This window comes from Octadecabacter ascidiaceicola, assembly GCF_900185015.1.
Taxonomy (GTDB): Bacteria; Pseudomonadota; Alphaproteobacteria; order Rhodobacterales; family Rhodobacteraceae; genus Octadecabacter; species Octadecabacter ascidiaceicola.
The window spans coordinates 42,142-62,589 of sequence record NZ_FXYD01000005.1 but is presented as its reverse complement, the minus strand read 5'-3'; the positions used below and the strand labels follow the sequence as shown (position 1 = coordinate 62,589).

23 protein-coding genes and 1 other RNA gene are annotated in these 20,448 nt (G+C 54.7%); 9 read left to right on the top strand and 15 right to left on the bottom strand.

The genetic code is table 11. The features are described from left to right. The 3 genes from OCA8868_RS14455 to OCA8868_RS14445 all read right to left on the bottom strand — a co-directional run bounded on the left by OCA8868_RS14455 (window position 1) and on the right by OCA8868_RS14445 (window position 3,864). Window positions 1-1,218 carry a microcin C ABC transporter permease YejB gene (locus tag OCA8868_RS14455; RefSeq protein ID WP_093997298.1) on the bottom strand — a complete coding sequence of 406 codons (1,218 nt, stop codon included), beginning with the start codon at window positions 1,216-1,218 and terminating at the stop codon, window positions 1-3. A gap of 43 nt (window positions 1,219-1,261) precedes the next feature. Next, entirely contained in the window at window positions 1,262-3,181 is a 1,920-nt protein-coding gene (locus tag OCA8868_RS14450) for an extracellular solute-binding protein (protein WP_093997297.1), read from the bottom strand. A gap of 167 nt (window positions 3,182-3,348) precedes the next feature. Beyond that, complete coding sequence (locus tag OCA8868_RS14445) at window positions 3,349-3,864, bottom strand: c-type cytochrome (RefSeq protein WP_093997424.1); 516 nt, start codon at window positions 3,862-3,864, stop codon at window positions 3,349-3,351. A 123-nt stretch (window positions 3,865-3,987) separates the two neighbouring features. Here OCA8868_RS14445 and OCA8868_RS14440 point away from each other — a divergent pair, with 123 nt between their 5' ends. Continuing rightward, a complete protein-coding gene (locus OCA8868_RS14440; protein ID WP_093997423.1) occupies window positions 3,988-4,836 on the top strand; it encodes a prephenate dehydratase in 849 nt (282 codons plus the stop codon). Here the strand turns inward: OCA8868_RS14440 and OCA8868_RS14435 are convergent. Together OCA8868_RS14435 and nudC are read right to left on the bottom strand one after the other, a co-directional pair. Beyond that, complete coding sequence (locus OCA8868_RS14435; RefSeq protein WP_093997296.1) at window positions 4,833-5,294, bottom strand: SRPBCC family protein; 462 nt, start codon at window positions 5,292-5,294, stop codon at window positions 4,833-4,835. The two genes, OCA8868_RS14440 and OCA8868_RS14435, sit on opposite strands and share 4 nt — an antisense overlap. Before the next feature lie 49 nt (window positions 5,295-5,343). Then, a complete protein-coding gene (gene nudC / locus OCA8868_RS14430; protein WP_093997295.1) occupies window positions 5,344-6,297 on the bottom strand; it encodes an NAD(+) diphosphatase in 954 nt (317 codons plus the stop codon). 83 nt (window positions 6,298-6,380) lie between these two features. On the opposite strand from nudC, the gene ffs reads away from it, so the two are divergent. Then, window positions 6,381-6,479: signal recognition particle sRNA small type (ffs, locus tag OCA8868_RS14425), an RNA gene on the top strand. An 88-nt stretch (window positions 6,480-6,567) separates the two neighbouring features. Beyond that, a complete protein-coding gene (rsgA, locus tag OCA8868_RS14420; protein ID WP_093997294.1) occupies window positions 6,568-7,602 on the top strand; it encodes a ribosome small subunit-dependent GTPase A in 1,035 nt (344 codons plus the stop codon). Here the strand turns inward: rsgA and OCA8868_RS14415 are convergent. After that, on the bottom strand, window positions 7,586-8,080 hold the full coding sequence (locus OCA8868_RS14415) for a dual specificity protein phosphatase family protein (RefSeq protein ID WP_093997293.1): 495 nt from the start codon (window positions 8,078-8,080) through the stop codon (window positions 7,586-7,588). The genes rsgA and OCA8868_RS14415 overlap by 17 nt on opposite strands. Further along, window positions 8,067-9,599, bottom strand: coding sequence for an ankyrin repeat domain-containing protein (locus OCA8868_RS14410; RefSeq protein WP_093997292.1), 1,533 nt, complete (start codon window positions 9,597-9,599; stop codon window positions 8,067-8,069). Before OCA8868_RS14410 ends, OCA8868_RS14415 begins: the two co-directional genes overlap by 14 nt. A gap of 191 nt (window positions 9,600-9,790) precedes the next feature. On the opposite strand from OCA8868_RS14410, the gene OCA8868_RS14405 reads away from it, so the two are divergent. Genes OCA8868_RS14405 through recR form a run of 3 tightly spaced genes read left to right on the top strand, consistent with a single transcriptional unit; the run spans window position 9,791 to window position 12,554 of the window. After that, window positions 9,791-11,557, top strand: a complete 1,767-nt coding sequence (locus OCA8868_RS14405; protein ID WP_093997291.1) for a DNA polymerase III subunit gamma/tau — start codon at window positions 9,791-9,793, stop codon at window positions 11,555-11,557. A gap of 58 nt (window positions 11,558-11,615) precedes the next feature. Continuing rightward, on the top strand, window positions 11,616-11,960 hold the full coding sequence (locus OCA8868_RS14400; protein WP_049835570.1) for a YbaB/EbfC family nucleoid-associated protein: 345 nt from the start codon (window positions 11,616-11,618) through the stop codon (window positions 11,958-11,960). Continuing rightward, entirely contained in the window at window positions 11,961-12,554 is a 594-nt protein-coding gene (gene recR / locus OCA8868_RS14395) for a recombination mediator RecR (protein ID WP_093997290.1), read from the top strand. Between the two features lie 6 nt (window positions 12,555-12,560). Here recR and OCA8868_RS14390 read toward each other — a convergent pair whose 3' ends face one another. Then, the gene (locus OCA8868_RS14390) at window positions 12,561-13,313 is read right to left on the bottom strand and encodes a methyltransferase domain-containing protein (RefSeq protein ID WP_093997289.1); all 753 of its coding nucleotides are present in this window, start codon (window positions 13,311-13,313) and stop codon (window positions 12,561-12,563) included. Window positions 13,314-13,500: 187 nt separating this feature from the next. Continuing rightward, complete coding sequence (locus OCA8868_RS14385; protein WP_093997288.1) at window positions 13,501-14,244, bottom strand: DUF1013 domain-containing protein; 744 nt, start codon at window positions 14,242-14,244, stop codon at window positions 13,501-13,503. Between the two features lie 130 nt (window positions 14,245-14,374). On the opposite strand from OCA8868_RS14385, the gene OCA8868_RS14380 reads away from it, so the two are divergent. Then, window positions 14,375-15,004, top strand: a complete 630-nt coding sequence (locus OCA8868_RS14380) for a ribonuclease T2 family protein (protein WP_245848291.1) — start codon at window positions 14,375-14,377, stop codon at window positions 15,002-15,004. Window positions 15,005-15,018: 14 nt separating this feature from the next. On the opposite strand, the gene OCA8868_RS16905 is transcribed toward OCA8868_RS14380, so the two are convergent. The 3 genes from OCA8868_RS16905 to OCA8868_RS14370 all read right to left on the bottom strand — a co-directional run bounded on the left by OCA8868_RS16905 (window position 15,019) and on the right by OCA8868_RS14370 (window position 16,855). After that, window positions 15,019-15,141, bottom strand: coding sequence for a hypothetical protein (locus OCA8868_RS16905; RefSeq protein ID WP_281253639.1), 123 nt, complete (start codon window positions 15,139-15,141; stop codon window positions 15,019-15,021). A gap of 68 nt (window positions 15,142-15,209) precedes the next feature. Then, window positions 15,210-16,181, bottom strand: a complete 972-nt coding sequence (locus OCA8868_RS14375) for an NAD(P)H-quinone oxidoreductase (RefSeq protein WP_093997422.1) — start codon at window positions 16,179-16,181, stop codon at window positions 15,210-15,212. Further along, window positions 16,178-16,855: a COQ9 family protein gene (locus OCA8868_RS14370; protein ID WP_093997286.1), complete on the bottom strand. Its 678-nt coding sequence runs from the start codon at window positions 16,853-16,855 to the stop codon at window positions 16,178-16,180. Before OCA8868_RS14370 ends, OCA8868_RS14375 begins: the two co-directional genes overlap by 4 nt. Before the next feature lie 115 nt (window positions 16,856-16,970). Between OCA8868_RS14370 and rpsU the strand changes: the two genes are divergently transcribed. Further along, window positions 16,971-17,177, top strand: a complete 207-nt coding sequence (gene rpsU, locus OCA8868_RS14365; RefSeq protein ID WP_093997285.1) for a 30S ribosomal protein S21 — start codon at window positions 16,971-16,973, stop codon at window positions 17,175-17,177. A gap of 70 nt (window positions 17,178-17,247) precedes the next feature. Here rpsU and OCA8868_RS14360 read toward each other — a convergent pair whose 3' ends face one another. Continuing rightward, window positions 17,248-18,201, bottom strand: coding sequence for a hypothetical protein (locus OCA8868_RS14360; RefSeq protein WP_093997284.1), 954 nt, complete (start codon window positions 18,199-18,201; stop codon window positions 17,248-17,250). A gap of 65 nt (window positions 18,202-18,266) precedes the next feature. Next, window positions 18,267-18,728: an Lrp/AsnC family transcriptional regulator gene (locus tag OCA8868_RS14355; RefSeq protein ID WP_093997421.1), complete on the bottom strand. Its 462-nt coding sequence runs from the start codon at window positions 18,726-18,728 to the stop codon at window positions 18,267-18,269. Window positions 18,729-18,858: 130 nt separating this feature from the next. Here OCA8868_RS14355 and ald point away from each other — a divergent pair, with 130 nt between their 5' ends. After that, window positions 18,859-19,977 (top strand): alanine dehydrogenase, encoded by a 1,119-nt coding sequence (gene ald / locus OCA8868_RS14350; protein ID WP_093997283.1) that lies wholly within the window; start codon window positions 18,859-18,861, stop codon window positions 19,975-19,977. Window positions 19,978-20,031: 54 nt separating this feature from the next. Here the strand turns inward: ald and mscL are convergent, their stop codons facing one another. Further along, the gene (gene mscL, locus OCA8868_RS14345; protein WP_093997282.1) at window positions 20,032-20,400 is read right to left on the bottom strand and encodes a large conductance mechanosensitive channel protein MscL; all 369 of its coding nucleotides are present in this window, start codon (window positions 20,398-20,400) and stop codon (window positions 20,032-20,034) included. Window positions 20,401-20,448: the final 48 nt, after the last annotated feature.

Sequence of the window (20,448 nt, the reverse complement as noted above, 5' to 3'; positions counted from 1 at the left end):
CTATCCCCTCTTCTCAAAGTCGATGCGGGGATCGATCAGTACGTAAGTAATATCCGTTAGTATGCCGACAACGAGGCCCATTAACGAGAACGCGAATAGCGTGCCGAACATGACAGGATAGTCGCGTTGCAACGTGGCCTCGAAGCCCAATCGCCCAAGACCGTCGAGAGAGAACAGCGTTTCGATGATCAAGGATCCGCCAAAGAAAACGCCGATGAACAGCGCAGGGAAACCGGAGATTACGATCAACATCGCGTTGCGGAAAACGTGGCCATAAAGAACGCGGCGCTCGGACAGGCCCTTGGCCTTCGCTGTGATGACGTACTGCTTTTTGATCTCGTCGAGGAAGCTATTTTTGGTTAGCAGGGTCAGCGTTGCAAAGGCCGAAATGGTCGATGCCAGAACGGGAAGCGCGATGTGGTGGAAGTAGTCTTTGATCTGCCCCCACGTACTGAGCGTGTCAAAATCAGATGACGTTAAGCCGCGCAGCGGGAACAGACGCAGACAGGTCGGGTTGGAATTATACAGCCACGTCACATTCTCGCGGAAGAAATCCGAAATTCCGAACGGCAATCGGAAACAGTTATTGGACGCGAACAAAACGATAAGCAAAATCGCGAACAGGAACCCCGGGATCGCATAGCCAACGATGATCGCGGCGGACGTCCATGTATCAAACGATGACCCGTCACGCACCGCCTTTTTGATGCCGAGCGGGATCGACACCATGTAGGCAATCAACGTGGACCACAGGCCCAGCGTGATCGACACGGGCATCTTCTCAAGCACAAGATCGACGACCGAAACGGAGCGGAAATAGCTCTCGCCAAAGTCAAAGCGCATGTAGTCCCACATCATTAGGAAAAAGCGTTCAATTGCAGGGATCGGCACCGAATTACAGGCATCGTTGCGTAGGTCCGGTTCGCCGGAAAACCCAGCGTCGCAAACGATACGGGCGAAGTTAAATTCGACCTGCAATTCATCCAAGAATTCTTGCGGCAACCCACGCGAGGCAACGCTATCGCCGCTCTCGTTCTCCACCAGCTCTGACCCGCCACCAGAGATGCCCTCGAACACATCACCGCCGCCTTCCATCTGCGCGATGATCTGGTCAATCGGCCCACCGGGGACAAACTGGATCAACACGAAGTTGATGATCATGATCCCAAAGAGCGTCGGGACCACAAGCAGCAATCGTTTGAGAATATAGGCGCCCATTTGGTGCGTAGCCTTCGTCTTTATTGCCGTCCGCGTGAGGGGTCTAGAACGCCCCTGCTGCTTTCAGTTCTTCTGCTCTTTCGGCGTTGTACCACCAGAATGACAAGTTGCCCAACGCAAAGGGTGGTAGCGTTTCAGGATGCTCGTACATGTCGTAATATGCGACAAAGTGCTTGTCGTTGTAAAACTGCGGCACCCAAAACTGTTCGGCACGTAACACACGGTCAAGCGCATTGGCCGCTGCGGTCAAATCCTCTAGCGATTCAGAATTGACTACGACAGTAATCAGCCCGTCGATCGCCTCGTTTTGCAAGCCCATCACGTTGCGCGAACTATCTTCGGCAGTTTCCGAGCCGAACCACTGGCGCAAAAAAATGCCAGGTTCAAACCCTTGCGTCATCGAATGCGTGATAATGTCGAAATCCGCTGGCGCGTCCAACCGTTCGACATATTGTGCAAAATCAACGCGGTTCATGGAGGCATCAACGCCCAAACGTCGCAGGCTTTCGACATAAGGGTTCACAATGCGATCCGACGACGGTGAATAAGTCAAAAACTCGAGCGACAGCAGTTCGCCATCCTTGCGGCGCATCCCATCGTCCCCCGCGACCCAACCTGCTTCGTCCAAAAGCGCAGAAGCTCGGCGCAGATTGGCACGATCCGTCGGGCGGCTTGGGTTAGAGACAGGTGGCACGACGGCCTCGTCTGTCAAGATCGAAACATCTAGAAGTCCGCTGTCGACAAAGGGTTGTAAAATTTCGCGCTCCGCATCCGACGGCACACCACGTGCCTGCAAATCCGTATTCTGCCAAAACGATTCAACACGGGCGTATAACCCGTAAAATAGCGTCTCATTTGACCATTCAAAGTTATACATCAGGCCAATCGCTTCGCGAACCTTTGGGTCTTGGAAACGCTCTTCACGCAGGTCAAACACATAAGCCTGAGCAGTACCGATAGACCCGTCAGGGAGCTCTTCGACATTGACCCAACCGTTATCGATCGCCGAAAAATCGTATCCGGTCGCCCATTGCAAAGACGAGTTTTCCTGACGGAATGTGTACTCGCCCGCTTTGAAGCCCTCAAATGCGGCGGCGGAATCTGTAAAGTATTCGTATCGGATCGTATCGAAGTTGTTCTGCCCGACGTTAAGTGGCAGATCTTCTCCCCACCAATCAGGGACACGTTCGTAGATCACTTGACGGTTGGTGTCGTAGCTTCCGACAACGTATGCGGCAGTCCCCATGAACGGCACGTCTGTGCTTTCATCCAGACGAGCGCCCGTTTCTTCAAACCACGCCTTAGAAAAGGCTCGTGTGATTCCTGCAAAACCAATCACATCGCGACGTGGAGCGTCTTCGGTGAAATAGAATTTGATGCGGTGCGGCCCCAATACTTCAACGCCATCAAGGTAATCTTCAACCACCGTGACATACTCGGGGAGCCCCTGTTCCAAAATCAAATGATACGTAAATTCAAGATCTTCGGCGGTCAGCAACGTGCCATCGGTGAATTCTACGTCGTCACGCAAATTGAAAATCACCCAATCGAGACTCTCTGGGTATTCCATCGTTGTGCACAAATAACAGTAAGACCCATAAGGGTCGTCAGCCGTTGCTGCCAGAATACTCTCGTGAAGGAGGGTCGTACCCGCCGCAACCGAACCTGCACGCGTATAAGCGTTAAACGTGTCAAACGTCCCACGCGACCAAACACTGATTTCGCCGCCTTTGGGTGCGTCAGGATTTACGTAATCCAAATGCACCATATCGGGGCCGTACTTCAGTTCTCCGAAATTGGTATATCCGTGCGAAACGGTAATTTCTTCGTGGCTTTCAGCGCGGACCAATGTCGCAGCGCCAAATGCCAAGACCGACCCAGCAAGCAGGAGGCCCAGTTTCGACAAGCCGGCATTTTGCGCATTCGTTGCGACTTTGGCGGAACAACGCTGGTCTTTGATCATGGGGCACTCCTAAAAATGGCATATCCTGCAGGATTCAGCGTAGTGCGCAGGCCGATCAACATTCAAGTTGAGAATGCGTGAGATGAGCGTGATCACGCAAGGTTTAGCCCGCAAACGCAAAAGGCCGCCCCAATTGGAACGGCCTACGCACAATAACTGTCTGACGATTAGTCGTCGAGGCTATCGAGATAAGCGATAAGGTTCGCGCGATCGCCAATTTTACGCATGCCGTTGTACGTCATCCCGGTTCCTGGTGCGAAACCACGCGGGTTTTCAAGGAACGCGTTCAGGTTCTCTGGTGTCCAGACATCCGCAACCGCAACGAGCGACCCAGAGTAGCCGAAGTCAGCTTCGGTACCAACAGTACGTCCAACAACGCCGTAAAGCGATGGGCCTGTGCTGTTTTCGCCAGCTTCAAGCTTGTGGCAGGCAGAACATGCGCGCCACTGGCCTTCGCCTGCAGCAGCATCAGCCATTGCGTATACTTCTTCGAATGAAGGGCCTTCTTCGACAGGCTCGTCAGTGGCATCGCCACCTTCTACGGGGATTACATAGGCTTGCTCATGATCGCCGTGACCACCAGCGTGATAAATCTCTTCGGCGGCCCATTTGCCAAGCAAAAAGACCAAGAACGTGCCGCAAACTGCGCCCAGAACTTTGGTCATTGTCATTGTGTCGAACATGTCGCGTTCCATTTTCTTCCTGATTCAGCAATCATGTATCCGCTTCCCCCGCCAATGATCAAGGTGTAGCACCGCGACCAAATGCCCATTTTAGAGAAACTTGGGTAAATCGGGGATTAAATGATGACCAAACGCATCGCATTTCAGGGAGAACCGGGCGCATACGGGCACCAAGCCTGCGTAGAAGCGCGCCCCGATTACGAACCTTTACCCTGTCCAACATTTAACGCAGCGATCGAAGGCGTGCGAAAAGGTGATGCCGACCTAGGCATGATTGCGGTCGAAAACTCGACCTATGGCCGGGTTGGGGACGTTCACACGCTGCTTCCCGAAAGTGGATTGCATATCATCGACGAAGCCTTCGTGCGGGTGCACATCAACCTGCTCGGCAAACCCGGTGCGCAAGTGGACCAAATTAGAACGGCTGCGGGCCATATCGTAATTCTCCCACAATGCGGGAAGTTCCTGCGCGGAAAAGGCATCGCCCCTGTCATCAGCCCTGACAATGCACGTGCCGCTATGGATGTGGCGTCTGGCGATGACATGACGGCCGGCGCGTTGGCGTCAGAAATGGCGGCCGAGATTTACGGGTTGAACGTTCTGGCGCGTCACATCGAAGACCATGACCGCAACACGACGCGTTTCTTGATTATGTCCCGTGAACCGGATCTGTCCCGTCGTGGCAAGCACGGCATGGTCACAAGTTTCGTCTTCCGTGTCCGCAACATTCCTGCCGCGCTTTATAAAGCGATGGGTGGGTTCGCGACCAATGGCGTCAACATGACTAAACTCGAAAGCTATATGGTCGGCGGGCAATTCACCGCAACACAGTTTTACGCTGAGGTCGAAGGGCACCCAGATGATCGCAACGTCCAATTGGCAATGGAAGAGCTGGACTATTTCACAGACCACATACGGCTAATGGGCGTGTTTCCGGCAGCCGCGCGTCGCCATGAAAAGGCCAGCAATTAGGAACGGTAACGCGTTTCGACGTCTTCCGCGAAATTGGCGACCAACGTGTTAAATTTGCTTTTGTTTTTGCTGCGGGCGAACTTAACCGACTGAAACAATAGCTTCGCTGGAATCGACTTCGCTGTCGCTTTTGCACGCACGTTAAGCCGTGTGCGTGCTGGGCTCAACGCGACCAGATCAACCTGCAGCGTTGCATTCGCGCTTTTTGATGTCACATCAATTGTGATTGCGTTTGGCGCATCAACGGACACGACCTCAGCATTCACGACGCGCTCAGCGCCGCGCAATAAAAACTTCACGTGCCATTTCGTACCAACAACAGCGCTGTCGCCGCCAGAAATGCGTTCAACATCGCCACCGCGCCGCATAATCGAACGCTCAAACGACGCAAAATCTGTCACTTGCTCGAAAACATATTCGATCGGTGCTTCAATATCTTCGCGCGTCGTGAATTCCATGATCTCTGCCCAGCTATCGGCCTTTAAAGGCTCGTTGTTTGTTGTTCGGTCAGTATAACGTATTGGTGAGCCAGTTCTCTAGCAAAAAATGCGCGATTGCGCCCTTTCTCGCTGGTAGTATCGTTGGGTGTTCACCACGGGCAATTTGTTCCATCTCCAAGCGGCTAACCCAGCGAGCATCTTCCAACTCGATCGGATCGAGTGTGATGTCTTTGGTCGTTGCCTCACCATAACACCCAAACATCAAAGACGAAGGGAACGCCCACGGTTGGCTCGCGAGGTAGCTAACCTCCCCGACGCGAACACCTGACTCCTCGAACACCTCGCGGCGCACGGCCGCTTCCATGGTCTCACCTGGCTCAACAAATCCCGCGAGGAGCGAATACATACCCTCGGGCCAACCCGGGGACCGCCCAACAAGCACTTCGTCATCTGCCACGATCAGCATGATTACAACTGGGTCAGTCCGAGGAAAATGAGACGTGTCGCACACAGGGCAAAGGCGGCGCCACCCCGCATCGACAGCGTTGCTAATCTCGCCACATGATGAGCAGAATTTATGGCTGTCATGCCACCCCAAAACAGCGCGCGCGGTCGAGGCGAGCTCAGCGTCGCGCGGCGAAAGCGACGTCATTATCGCCCGTAGCTCTGCAAAAACAGCGTCGCCCGTTTCCGGGTGTTGCTGCAAAGTCGCGTCCAGAAACGCGTTCATCTGCTCGGCGTCCGGCAGTTCGGGCGCCCAACTGGTCAGGTTCACGGCAAAAACGGGCCCATCGTCATCCTGCCCGAGGAACACACGGACATTTCCTGCGTCAGCCATCACTGAATGATCCAGTGGCACGCGAACCAGAGGCCCGTTTTCCGATGTGATCAAAAGCTTGCCACGCCACAACACAATGGCACGCGCCGTTGGATCAGCCGCAATTTGAGCTTCATCTGCCCGCAGATGCGCAGCACGGTCCAAACCCGAACCACCGAAAGTAACTGTTTCTGCATGTCTCATCCGCAATCGATGCCACGCCCTCTCGCGCGGTGCAATCCATTGTGGCCCTTGCACGACGGGTGGTGTGGTCCTATATCACGTCTTGAGGGGTTGGCGCGGGCAAGTGCCTCGCCAACCTGGTCAGGTCCGGAAGGAAGCAGCCACAACGAGCCCCACTTGGGTCGATGTCCAACCTCTCACCTACTTCGAACTTGCACGGCAAGATTGAAGGCGAACGATAGAGCGAAAGTCGTACTTTCGCGGAGTCGTTCAATAGGATAGCCGTTTGATATGACAGACACCCTAAAAACCCTCGGCTGGTCCAACTATTTCATCCGTCAGGTGGACTATGACGAAACCGCCAACCCGCCCGAGCGACCGGTGCGAATTTCTGCGGTGCATCGGTCCCGTCTTGACGGGCTGTCTGAAAAGGGTGTCGAATCCCTCTCACCAACTGTTGCGGCTGGTCTTTATGCAGTTGGTGACTGGGTTATCGCAACAGGTTCTGCCGCCTCCGGCCCACTCGAACGTACCACAGGAATCGCCCGCCGCGCCGCAGGTGAAGATTCAAAGCCGCAGTTGATCGCCGCAAATGTCGACACGCTTGGCATTGTCAGCAGCTGCAACGCCGACTTTAACATCGCACGGCTTGAACGATATCTGGCGATGTGTGCGGCGTCCGGTTGCTTACCCTTGGTTATCCTAACCAAGGCCGACCAAAGCGATGATCCACAAAGCTACGTGAAACAAGCCGAAAAACTGTCTCCGATGCTCAGCGCGATTGCTGTGAATGCGACTGACGATGAAGACGTTAAACGCCTAAACCCGTGGTGTTCTAACGGGCAAACCCTTGCGCTGGTTGGCTCGTCCGGTGTTGGGAAAACCACGATCCAAAACCGCCTCACAGATGTTGTCGACACAACTCAGGACATTCGCACAGACGATGCCAAAGGGCGGCACACCACAACGAACCGCAATCTGCGCCCTACATTTGCGGGCGGCTGGCTGATCGATACGCCCGGTATGCGCGAGCTGCGCCTTATGGACGCCGAAGAAGGCGTTGACGAGGTGTTTTCCGACGTCACCGAGCTCGCTGCGATGTGCAAATTCAACGATTGCGCCCATGCCACTGAGCCCGGTTGCGCCGTTCGCGTGGCAATTGACGCGGGTGATCTTGATGCCGATCGACTGGAACGTTGGCGCAAATTAGAACGAGAAAACCGGTTCAACACTGCGACAGTTGGTGAAAACCGCGGGCACCTGAAACGGCTGCAAAAAATGTACAATGCCGGAAAGGAACGCGGCAGCGCTAAACGGAAGGTTTAGCTGCCCACGTTCGCTGGTCTTCGGTTTCTACGGCGCAAGGGCGGGTTTGGCGCAGCCGTTCAAGTGCCACGTCAAGTGTCTCGCCTGTCTCAACCATCAGCCGAAGCGCCGCCATGCCAGAGCGTCCGCAACCACCAAAACAGTGGACAAGTATCTTTCCACCTTGGGCGAAAACACGAGCGCAGAGGGCGGAAACCTCGGGCCACTTCGCTTCAATATCTCCGTCGGGCGCGCCAAAATCGACGATTGGCAAGTGGCGCCATTGGATTCCCACCGCGGCAAGATCATTCCCAAAATTCGTTGCACCCATGCGATCCAACTCAGACTGGGTGGTCATGGTTAAAACCAGTTCAGGGCCCCAGTGCATAACCGCTGACAGGTCCCTCTCATATGACCCAGACCGCCCAGGAATGGGGGACAGAGCGACCCGCCCTGCCCCCACATCCAGCGGGAAAATCGCAAACTCAGACGATCCCATATTCAACCACCTGTCCGGGTTTGTTCTTGGCCCATTGCGCTAGAAACGCACGGATTTCAGGCGACCCAGACGCGTCTAACGCCCTACGTGGCAGCGCTACGCCCTCGTCCAAGGCCAACTGCAAACATGCGATGTAGTCACCCTCCGCACGTTGCGGGTTGTTTTCCGCACCGTGAAGAATAGTGGACAACAACGTGCCGCCGTAGTTGTTCACATGCCCAAGGTTCGGGCTAAGTTTGAGGAAATAAGCCATCACATCCGCAAGCCCGCTCCACCCTGCGGCCTGCACAGGTGTAATCCCTTCTGCATCAGGACGATCCCATTCCAAGCCGATAGCAACCAGCGCTTTAAGGTGGGGTAGCTTACCGGGCAGATGCAAGACTTCGCGAAGCAAACCACGATATGCATCGGGTAAGACTGCAGTGTTGATATATCCGTCTGGAACTTGCCCCGATGCGGCCGATGCCAACATTTGCTCAGCATCGGTCAACGCTGTCTCTTCACCGCGCGCCTCAATCCGTTGAACAAGGTCCACGTTACCAAAGACCTTCGCGAATGCATATGCGCTATGCCCTTTCCACGTCGCAGAGGCGTCCGCGCCGTGGTCAAGCAACACGTCTAAGATCGGTCCGGAATTCATCCGCCTCGCTGCTTGATGTAGGACTGGAACACCCTTTTCGACACCTGTTCCCACGGTCCACGCATCTGAGCCCTCGTTTGGGTCAGCGCCATGTTCTAGCAACAAGGTCACCATCTCAATGGAATCAAAATCCATCGCGCGTGGTAGCGCGTTGGTGAGCTTTGGGTCGGCGCCGTGTTTCAGCAACAAACGCAACCCATCAGCATGACCAAGCTCGGTCGCGTGATACAGGCTTTCCCCGTCATTCGGGTTCGCGCCGTTTTCCAGCAACCACGTTGCCAGTTCCATGTTCCCCGCGTGCCCCAACGCCCAATAGAGCGGCGACAACGGATCGCCATTTTCAATACTGCCCGTGTTCACATCTGCACCATTAGCCACCAGCATATCTGCAATCGCAGCACTATCCGCACCGCCTTCCGGCTGAACGGAAAACATGCGCGATTTACACAGATGCACCATCGGCAGGAACGGCCCCGCCTTTCTGGACGCCAAAGTCGGATCGCTTTTCAGCATCGTCCAGACGGACTTCACATCGTTCAGCCCACATAGCAGACCGAAATGATCCTTCGCCAAATCCGGCGATTGCTCCATCAGCTGCGCAACGACACCCGTGCGTCCCGCATGCAGCGCAATCTTGAGCTTTTGGATTTTCTGCGCGCGGTCCAAACCATCGGTTTCGATTGCGTCCTTCATCACAGGCCATGTCGCGAAATTGTTTTCCTGCGCAATCACATGCAGATAATCGGCGTGGCGCAAATCAGCCCCGTCATTGCGGGGTCTCACGGTCGCGATGCGCGTCAACGCATCAGGCAAACCGGTTTCATAACCGGTTTTCAACGCCTTCGCCGCACGGCGGAATTTATCTAGGGGGTTCGTCATCTCAGGCTTCCTCATCCAAAAAACCCACGAGTCCGCTAACAAGGGCATGAGAAAGACCGAAAAGGTCTATTCAAAAATATATGTGAAGGGTGCCGATACAGCTTTTCGCGAACCTGATTGCCTCCCTAAAGGCCCGCAATGTGTACCGCACAGCAGTGGACCTTGGCAAGCGGGCAGCATAGGTTTTGCATATGACCGAATCCGATACCCCAAAGTACCAAGTCCTCGCGCGCAAGTACCGCCCCGAAACCTTTGCCGACCTTGTCGGGCAAGATGCCATGGTGCGCACGCTGAAAAATGCTTTTGAAGCGGACCGTATCGCGCAAGCCTTCATCATGACGGGTATCCGCGGGACTGGTAAAACCACCACGGCGCGGATCATCGCCAAGGGGATGAACTGTATCGGGGAAGACGGCAACGGCGGCCCGACAACCGAACCATGCGGCAAGTGTGAAAACTGCGTTGCGATCATGGAAGGTCGCCACGTTGATGTCATGGAAATGGATGCCGCTTCGCGCACTGGTGTGGGTGACATCCGTGAGATCATCGAAAGCGTGCATTACCGCGCCGCATCCGCGCGTTACAAAATCTACATCATCGATGAGGTTCACATGCTGTCCACCAGCGCGTTCAACGCGCTGCTGAAGACGCTCGAAGAACCGCCAGAGCACGTGAAGTTCATCTTCGCGACGACGGAAATCCGCAAGGTACCTGTAACGGTTCTGTCCCGTTGTCAGCGTTTCGATCTGCGCCGCATTGAACCCGAAGACCAAATCGGCCTGCTGCGCAAAATTGCAACCGCTGAGAACGCCGAAATTACCGACGACGCACTCGCGCTTATTACCCGCGCAGCCGAAGGCTCCGCGCGGGATGCCCAATCCCTTCTCGACCAAGCGATTTCCCATGGCGCTGGTGAAACAACGGCAGAACAGGTTCGCGCGATGCTGGGTCTTGCCGATCGTGGTCGCGTGCTTGATCTGTTTGATATGATCCTCAGGGGCCAGGCGGCTGACGCGTTACACGAGCTGTCCAGCCAATACGCGGACGGTGCCGACCCGATGGCGATCCTGCGGGACCTGGCCGAGATTGCCCACTGGGTCAGCGTCATCAAAATCACACCTGACGCCGCCGAAGACCCGACCGTCAGCCCCGATGAACGCACGCGCGGCGCGGCCATGGCCGAGGCTTTGGCGATGCGGGTTCTAACACGATTGTGGCAGATGCTGCTCAAGGCACTTGAAGAAGTCGCAATGGCGCCGAACGCGATGATGGCCGCTGAAATGGCGATCATCCGACTGACTCATGTGGCGGACTTACCATCAGTCGAAGAACTGGTGCGCAAGCTCGACAAAGAAACACCGCCACCTGCGGGCCCAAGCGGTGGCCACCGCGCAGCCCCTGCGCAATCGGGCATGCAAACGGATGTGCAATCCAGCACACCGGCACCGACACATTCCGGCCCGAACGGACCCTCAGCATCTGCTGGTGGCGCGGTTTTGGCCGTGGCGAATGAAGAAACCCTCGCCCTGTATCCTACATTCGAAACCGTGGTTGAGCTGATCCGCCGCCACCGCGACGTTAAACTGCTTGTTGAAGTTGAAACCGGCGTGCGCCTTGCTGCCTACCAACCCGGTCGGATCGAATTTGTGCCGTCCGAAAGCGCACCCCATGACCTTGCTCAGCGCCTTGGGTCGCGGCTTCAGGCGTGGACGGGGAACCGTTGGGCTGTCACCCTCGTCAACAATGGGGGCGCGGATACAATCGCCGAAGTGCGCGATGCCGAAGCGAACGAGCTGCGCAACAAAGCGTCGGCCCACCCACTGGTGCAAGCCGTGTTGATGCAGTTCCCGAAGTCCAAGATCACGGACATCCGCACGCCAAAAGCCCTCGAAGCGGAAGCGGGGCTAGAAGCCCTGCCCGAAGTTGACGAAGAATGGGACCCGTTCGAGGACAGCTAACTTGCGACGCGGCCCGCGGCTGCTTATCTAAGGCCAAACAGACATTCAGGAGACCATGATGTTCAAAGGACTAGGCGGGCTCGGCGATATGGCCGGCATGATGAAAAAAGCCCAAGAGATGCAAAAGCAGATGGGCCAACTGCAAGAAGACCTGCACGACATCATGGTTGTCGGTGAAAGCGGCGCAGGCTTGGTGAAGGCCACGGCATCTGCCAAGGGAGAACTGCGCGGGCTTGATATTGACCCGTCCATCTTCAACGGCGACGACAAAGAGGTCGTCGAAGACCTGATCCTCGCTGCGATCAAAGACGCGCAATCCAAGGCGTCCGACAAAGCGCAAAGCGAGATGGAAAAGCTGACCGAAGGCCTGGGCCTTCCAGCGGACATGAAGCTGCCGTTCTAAGTGTCCCAAGGTCCGCAAGACATCGACGCCCTGATTGACCTAATGGCCCGTTTGCCGGGACTAGGGCCGCGTTCAGCGCGTCGTGCGGTGCTACACTTGATCAAAAAGCGCGGACAACTTTTGAACCCACTTGCGCAAGCGTTGACCACTGTAGGTGAAACCGCGCGTGAGTGTTTAAACTGCGGCAATATCGGCACCTCCGATATCTGCGAAATTTGCGAAAGCGAAAAACGCAACACGGGCCAGATCTGCGTCGTCGAAGATGTCGCCGATCTTTGGGCGATGGAGCGTTCCGGCGTTTTCAAAGGCCGCTATCACGTGCTTGGGGGGACGTTGTCTGCACTAGATGATATTGGGCCGGACGAGTTGCGTATTCCGAAATTACGCGACCGCGTCACGACGGAACATGTCACCGAGGTGATCCTCGCGCTTGGTGCGACAATCGACGGACAAACCACGGCGCACTACATTGCAGATGAGTTACAGGGCGTGCAGGTCACATCTCTCGCACAAGGTGTGCCAGTCGGTGGAGAGCTCGACTATCTCGATGATGGGACCATAACGGCCGCCTTGAACGCCCGCAGGTCACTTTGAGCCGTATTATCCAGCGGTCAATTTAAAGCCTAGCGCCTGCCCCCAATGGGCAAAGGTACCTGTGCAAACGAAACCGTTGTCACGGTAACTACGCAAATCCCGTCGGAAGCTGTGGAACGCATAATTGTAGTCCGTGTTTGCACGGGTTCCGGAATTCAAGTGACCAAGCATAACAAACACTGATTTGCGGCTTATACGGCAAAACTCGTCAATGACGTCCATCCAGCCATCCGGATGACCAGCGTTTTCAAGCGCCTGAAAACACAGTGTCGTATCAAAGCTTTTTGTTTCGATCGGGTAGTCCCCATTGCTGTTGTTAAAAACCGTCATCGGCAAATCGATGCTTTCAACGATGTGACGATAGGGCCAATCGGGTTTCATGGCACTTTCACAATCTGACGACCACGTCTCGGTCGCGTAGTCCGTTCCCATTACGTTATGCCCGTAGTGACGCAAGATTTCTAACATTGCGCCGTGCCCTGTCGACACTTCCAGCACGTCTTGTGGGGGCGATGTTAGGAGTTCGGGCATATATTGCTGAACTTGGTTCCAGCATCTTTCGATGTTGAAACCCCGGTCCGTGAATTTCTGCTGCAACATGATGCTTCGCTCATGGCCAGCCTTATCCAGTGGATAGTCTGAAAGCAGCGCAGAAGGTGGCCGCTCGTCAAACAGATCAGACGCGTCATCCTTAGTCCGTTTCTTACGAACCAAAGTATGGATTTGCGGATCTTTAAAGTCCTGAACGTCTTGTAACATTTGCCTGCACTCCTTCACGCGCACCCTTTTTGGGCATCTCGGATTAAGATTACCCTAGCGATAATCGAAAAACGGGGCGCAAATGTGGCAAGTTTTATTGGATTTTTTGACAAAAAAACCGCTGTAACAAAAAGCCCCAGTCGCTCGACCGGGGCTTCATGTGGATTTTTGAAACGAACGTCGGCGTCTAGTCCTCGTCGTCGCCTGCGTCATCCGGCAGGTTAAAGAACGTGTCTTTGTCCGGAACCGATGTGTCTTCTTCTGGCTCAATATCTGTGCCCAATGTGAATGTCTCAAGACCCTCGATCGAAGCCGGGATCTTTGGTTCTTCTTCCAAACCAAGGCTTTGCTCTGTGGAAACCAGTTTGCGACGTTCATCATCGGTCATCACACCGCCTTCTTTGGCTTTCTTTGCGTTCGCCTTTTGCACAGCCGCATCAAGTTCGGACTGCTTACACAGGCCCAAAGCAACCGGATCAATCGGTTCGATGTTGTTGATGTTCCAGTGCGTACGCTCACGGATCGCCTGAATTGTCGGCTTTGTTGTGCCAACTAATTTGGAAATCTGACCATCGGATAGTTCTGGGTGGAATTTTACCAACCAGTAAATAGACGCAGGACGATCCTGACGCTTGGACAGTGGAGTGTAGCGTGGACCGCGACGCTTTTCTTCACCAGCGGATGCAGGGTTAAAGAGCAGCTGCAAGTTATACTTCGGATCAGCTTCGGCTTTGTCGATCTCTTCTTGCGTCAGCTGCTTATTGGCAATCGGGTCAAATCCCTTAACGCCCGTCGCAACGTCGCCGTCAGCGATGCCCTGAACTTCGAGCTCATGCAGGCCGCAAAAAACGGCAATCTGACGGAAAGTCATTGTTGTGTTGTCGCACAGCCAAACTGCTGTGGCTTTGGCCATAATTGGTGTACCGCTCATCGCGTTTCTCCTATCAATTCGACATGCCTCTCCCACGCCCTTGAAGGGGCAGACCAATTTGGCCGGGTTCACATTGTCGGGGAACTTGGATGCTATATAGATAGCCTGAACGTTTATGGAAAGACCCCAAATGCTGCGAATATTGGCCCTTCTCTGTGTTGTCGCCCTTCCTGCCAAGGCCCAAGACACCGCCGGAGAGTTCGATTACTATGTTCTTTCCTTGTCGTGGTCGCCAACATGGTGCGCGCTTGAAGGCGATTCCCGTAACTCGCCGCAATGTGACGACGACAAGGATTTCGGATGGGTTCTGCATGGCCTTTGGCCGCAATATGAGAACGGGTGGCCCGCAAATTGCCGCCATTCATACCGTAACCCATCGCGGGCAGACACATCCGCGATGGCCGACATAATGGGCACAAGCGGGTTGGCGTGGCACCAATGGAACAAGCACGGGTCCTGTTCGGGCCTATCTCCGGGCGACTATTACGCGCTGGCACGATTGGCTTACGAAAACGTAACCCGCCCCGCAGTGTTCCGCCGACTGGAAGACCCTGTAACTTTGCCGGCGTCCCTCATCGAAGAAGCCTTCATGCGTGAAAACGAAGGGCTAGATCCGGACGAAATCACGATCACATGCCGCAGCCAGCGCATCCAAGAAGCACGCATCTGTCTAACGCGCGACTTGGAATTGCGGCAATGCGGGACAGATGTCATCCGCGACTGTACGCTGGATGACGCGTTGTTTGACCCAATACGCTAAGGCTTTCCGTTAGGCTATTTGCCTTTTGACTTATCCGCATCGCTCATTTTGTCGAGCGTGTTGCCTTTGAAATCATCAAGGCTCACCTCTTTTTTGGTGCCCTTGCCGCTTGGCTTTGGTCCATCTTTCTTGGTCATAGTATTCTCCTTGCTCAAACTTTTTGCTTAAAAGTCGAGTTTTGCACAGGTCGATGAAATCACCAAATTCAGGAAACCTTTAGAACAATCTTTCCGATGTGCGCACTGCTTTCCATCCGCGTGTGGGCGGCGGCCGCGGCGGCCAAATCATACTCCTGATCCATCACGGGCGCTAAACGTCCAGACGCCAGCAGCGGCCAGACCTGTTCGCGCAACTGCTGTGCAATCTCGGCCTTCGCCAAATCAGATTGCGGGCGCAGAGTGCTGCCTGTGATCGTCAGGCGGCGCATCATCAGGTGCGCAAAGTTCAACTCAATCTTTGGCCCTTGCAAAAACGCAATCTGCACCAGCCGGCCGTCATCCGCCAAGGCACGCACATTGCGGGGCAAATAATCGCCGCCAACCATATCGAGGATAAGATTCGCACGGCCTTCAGCCTTCATGACGTCAACGAAATCCACATCACGGTAATTCATTGCAACCTCTGCACCAAGGTCAAGACAGGCCGCGCATTTCTCGTCCGATCCGGCGGTCGTAAACACCCGCGCACCAAAGGCGTTTGCCAATTGGATCGCAGTTGTGCCGATACCCGATGATCCCCCATGAACCAAGAACCGCTCGCCAGCATTCAATCCACCGCGCATGAATACGTTGGACCAAACGGTGAAGAATGTTTCCGGAAGACAAGCCGCTTGTTTCAGCGACATTCCATCGGGAACAGGCAAGCAATGCGCAGAAGGTGTGACCACTTCTTCTGCATATCCGCCACCGGGCAAAAGCGCACAAACTTGGTCACCAACTGCCCAATCCGTCACCCCATCGCCGATTGCGGAAATCTCACCGGCGGCCTCAAGCCCCGGCAAGGGGCTTGCGCCTTTTGGAGGGTCATACATTCCGGCGCGCTGCAATGCGTCGGGGCGATTTACACCGGCATAGGCAACCTTGATGCGAACCTCGCCAAAGGCTGGCTCCGGTGTTGGCACATCAACGAGTGTTAGAACTTCGGGGCCACCAGCTTGGGTGATTTCAACAGCTTTCATCGTGGTGTATTCCATGATCCGGGCAAATCGTCCGGCGCGGCGGACGGTGCTTTTATGTGGGACGTCAGGCGCCCCAAAGCGCCAGCGAATGGTTTTGTCAGCGGGTTATTGTTGATCGCCGCCTTAAAGGTCTCGAATTGCATAACATTCTCAATACGGCGGTCGATAAAGTCAGTCGTCGCCTGCCCATCGTCCGTATCATCGCCCAACCAGAAAAGAACCACAGCCCCGTAGACCGCCGAAAGCGTTGCACGTTTAGTATAGTAATTCACATCCTCTGAGGTATCCTCCAAGGCCGTCCAAATCGCGTCAGCTGTACCCCAGATCAACTTGGCCCCCACTGGTGCCATATGTGGCAGTGCAAACAGCGCAGACCCTCGACGCACAGCTTCTTTGTCGGTCACAGCGTCCAAACGCAGGCGCACAGCAAGGGCGACTTTGTCACGAAACCGCATCTCGGAAAGGTCAGCGGATTGAAGCGCAGCCACCATCGCCGCGTCCCCTTCTGTATGGAACAAAACGGCCAAGTCAGCAGCCCCGCGCGGACATACGGCACGCGCTTCTTCAATCGGCATACTGCAATCGTCAGCCGCAGCTACAAACGCCCCATCTGACCAACCATCAAAGGCGACGTGAGGAAGAATCGCTGCGAGCAATTTCAGTGCAGTGGTCATTTCAGGCTCCGATATCAGACATATACCCTATACTAGACAAATAACGGGGCAGTTGCTATATGGCGGCCTCCTGCAACTTATTGCAAATCCAACTTAGAGAGGTGGTGAAAACCACATGCAGGTTAGTGTTCGTGACAACAACGTCGATCAGGCGCTCCGCGCTCTGAAGAAAAAGCTCCAGCGTGAAGGCGTTTTTCGTGAGATGAAGCTTAAGCAAGCTTTTGAAAAACCTTCTGAGAAGAAGGCACGTGAGAAAGCCGAAGCTATCCGCCGTCAGCGCAAGCTGGCTCGGAAAAAGCTCCAGCGCGAGGGTATGCTCTAAGCATTTTCTTACACTGAAAAAGTTAGCCCCCGGCAGTTCTCTGTCGGGGGTTTTTCGTGAATTGGTTCGATTAAGTTGCTGGTTGGGCTTCGCTTTGGTCGAGGTCTAGCGCCGTCTCTTTATGACGGGGACAGTTGAGGTGGCATCCGTCAGAATAACAGGGCGTCGCCTTGTCCCGAAGACCGCTGGTTTCGATAGGCTGCTGACTCGCGTCCAGAACCTTTTGAAGGTCCGCCGCGCTGATACGTTTCTTGAAACGTACGCCTGCAAAATACTTGTTGCGCCAGACAATACGTCCCGGCTGTTCAATACCGGCAAAGTAGAAACTACAGAATTCGTTGGAAACATCTTCTTTGGGTGCCTCGATTTTTATGCCACGCCTATTGATATCAACGATATGAGAAATCGTGCAGGCGCCGGAAAAGTCACACAAAACGAATGTACGGCACATCTTTCTGTTATCTTTCCGCAACCGGATCATAACAAAACGTCCAGCAAGAGCGGCGAGAGCAATGGCCAGTACGAATAGAAAAAGGTTCGCCCCAGTAGGATTCGTCTTTGTTACGAATTCCATCAAGGAGTGCAGGAACGGTTTGGTACTCAGATCAATTGGTCCGATCGGCTCGGCGATTTGCTCAACCTCCTGAACCTCCGTGCAGCCAAACAATGCGGAGACACTAGAAAGCGAAGTCATTACTTGGCTGAGTTCGTTTGTACCAACCCGAGACCCCGAATTTCTGGCGCTTAGCGTGCTGAAATGCACTGAATGCCCGCGTAGTTCGACTACTTGGCCTTCAATCGGGCGTAAGGGAAGGCGGTTGGTCCGCCCCTCAAGGTCTAGCAGAATTGCATCTAATATACTGGCAATCTGTGCGGAACCCGGCACAACATTCGACCCGACAGCTTCACTATGAAGCGCATTTAACGCAATGACATTGCCGCACAAAGCATTCGTGTCCGCACGGCTCGCCAAAGGAACCATCAACATGACGAAGGCAAGGAGGCGAACGGCGGTTGAAATCATAGCAAGGCCTTTCAGCGGAACCTATGTACCGACCGAAAACCTAGAGCGCATGCGTTAAGAACCAGTTATACTGGCAACGCCGTCGTTTGGCGCACCGTGCGCAGTGCAAATGAACTTTGCATCCCCTGCACACCTGGCAGGCTAGCCAGATAGCGACGGTGGATGCGGGCGAAGTCCTCGGCGTCTTCGGCCACGACCTTAAGCAGATAGTCCGCCTGCCCAGCCATGAGATGACATTCCAAAACGTCAGGAATCCGCGCCACGGATTTTTCAAACGCATCGAGAACGTCATCGGCCTGCGCCCGTAAAGTGATTTCAACAAACACTGTGGTTTTGCGGTCCACCTTTCGCGGGTTCACCAGCGCCACGTAGCCTGAAATGAACCCGTCCTTTTCCAATCGTTGCACGCGACGGTGGCACGCAGACGGTGAGAGGTTCACCTTGTCTGACAGGTCTGCGTTCGACAGACGACCTTCGCGTTGTAGGGCCTTCAAAAGGCGTCGATCTGTTTCATCTAAATCGCTCAACGCAATATTCTCCCAAATTTTTTCAATATTCACGGATAATCTTGCTTTTGATAGCGCGAACACGCCAAACATTGCCACCTTTTTCCACACAAACAGCGCGACGGTCACGTTAGGGAAGAGGAGAAATCAAATGCACATAGGTTGCCCCAAAGAAATCAAACCACAAGAATTCCGCGTTGGTCTAACACCAAACGCGGCACGCGAAGCCATTGCACACGGCCACAAGGTTACCGTCGAAACCCAAGGTGGAATTGGCGCAGGGTTTAGTGACGAAGACTATATCGAAGCTGGCGCGGCGATTGCCGGTACCGCCGCCGAGATTTTCGCGGCGGCCGACATGATCGTCAAAGTAAAAGAACCACAGGCCGTAGAACGTAAGATGCTGCGTGAAGGGCAATTGTTGTTTACGTACCTGCACCTTGCGCCGGATCCTGAGCAAACCAAAGACTTGCTCGCGTCTGGGTGCACCGCCATCGCCTATGAAACGGTTACGGACGCGAATGGCGGCCTGCCGCTCCTTGCACCGATGTCCGAAGTTGCGGGGCGTTTGGCACCACAAGTCGGCAGCTGGACATTGCAAAAGGCAAACGGTGGGCGCGGCGTCTTGATGGGCGGCGTTCCAGGCGTTGGCCCTGCAAAGGTTGTTGTCATCGGTGGTGGTGTGGTTGGCACACACGCGGCACGGGTTGCTGCAGGTATGGGTGCGGACGTAACGGTTCTCGACCGCTCGCTTCCCCGTATGCGTTACCTCGATGATGTGTTCTCACGCGATTTCAAAACGATGTACGCCAGCGCGGGCAACACGATTGAAATGGTGCGCGAGGCGGACATGGTAATTGGCGCGGTTCTTATCCCCGGTGCAGCTGCACCTAAGCTGATAAGCCGTGCTCAACTGTCCGAGATGAAGCCCGGTGCTGCGATTGTGGATGTGGCGATTGACCAGGGCGGTTGTTTTGAAACGTCAAAGGCCACAACGCACCAAGACCCGATCTATGACGTGGACGGCATCATGCATTACTGCGTGGCAAACATGCCGGGTGCCGTGGCGCGAACATCAACGATTGCCCTTGGCAACGCGACGATGCCGTTCATGCTGGCACTTGCCGACAAAGGCTGGCGTCAGGCCTGCGAGGATGACGCGCACTTGCTTAACGGTTTGAACGTTCACGCGGGGCAGTTGACCTACTTCGCCGTTGGCAAAGCGCTCGGGATCGACGTGCTTTCACCGCAGCTTGCACTAAAGGCCTAAACGCAAAAGGCCCGCCAAGTTAATGGCGGGCCTTCTTCATCCGAAACGGATTTTTTACTTCTTCAGAGCTGCCAGAATGTCGGCCAGAAGATCTTCCTGTGTCGGGCCAGCTGGCTCCGCAGGTGCTTCTTCTTCAGCTTTCTTCATCTTGTTCACAGAGCGAACCAGCATGAAGACAACAAACGCGATGACGAGGAAGTTGATGATCGCCATGATAAACTTACCGTATGTGAATGTTGCTTCGCCAACGGAAGCGGACAGACCAGCAAAATCAACGCCGCCCATAAAGATACCAATCAGCGGATTGATAAGATCTTCGACAAGGCTGCCGACGATTGCGGTGAACGCTGCACCGATGATGATACCAACAGCCATGTCCATGACATTGCCCTTGGCGATGAAGTCTTTGAATTCTTTAAGCATTTCTGTAGTCCCACTTCTTTTAACCGCGCAACGATCTCAGCCGTTTGC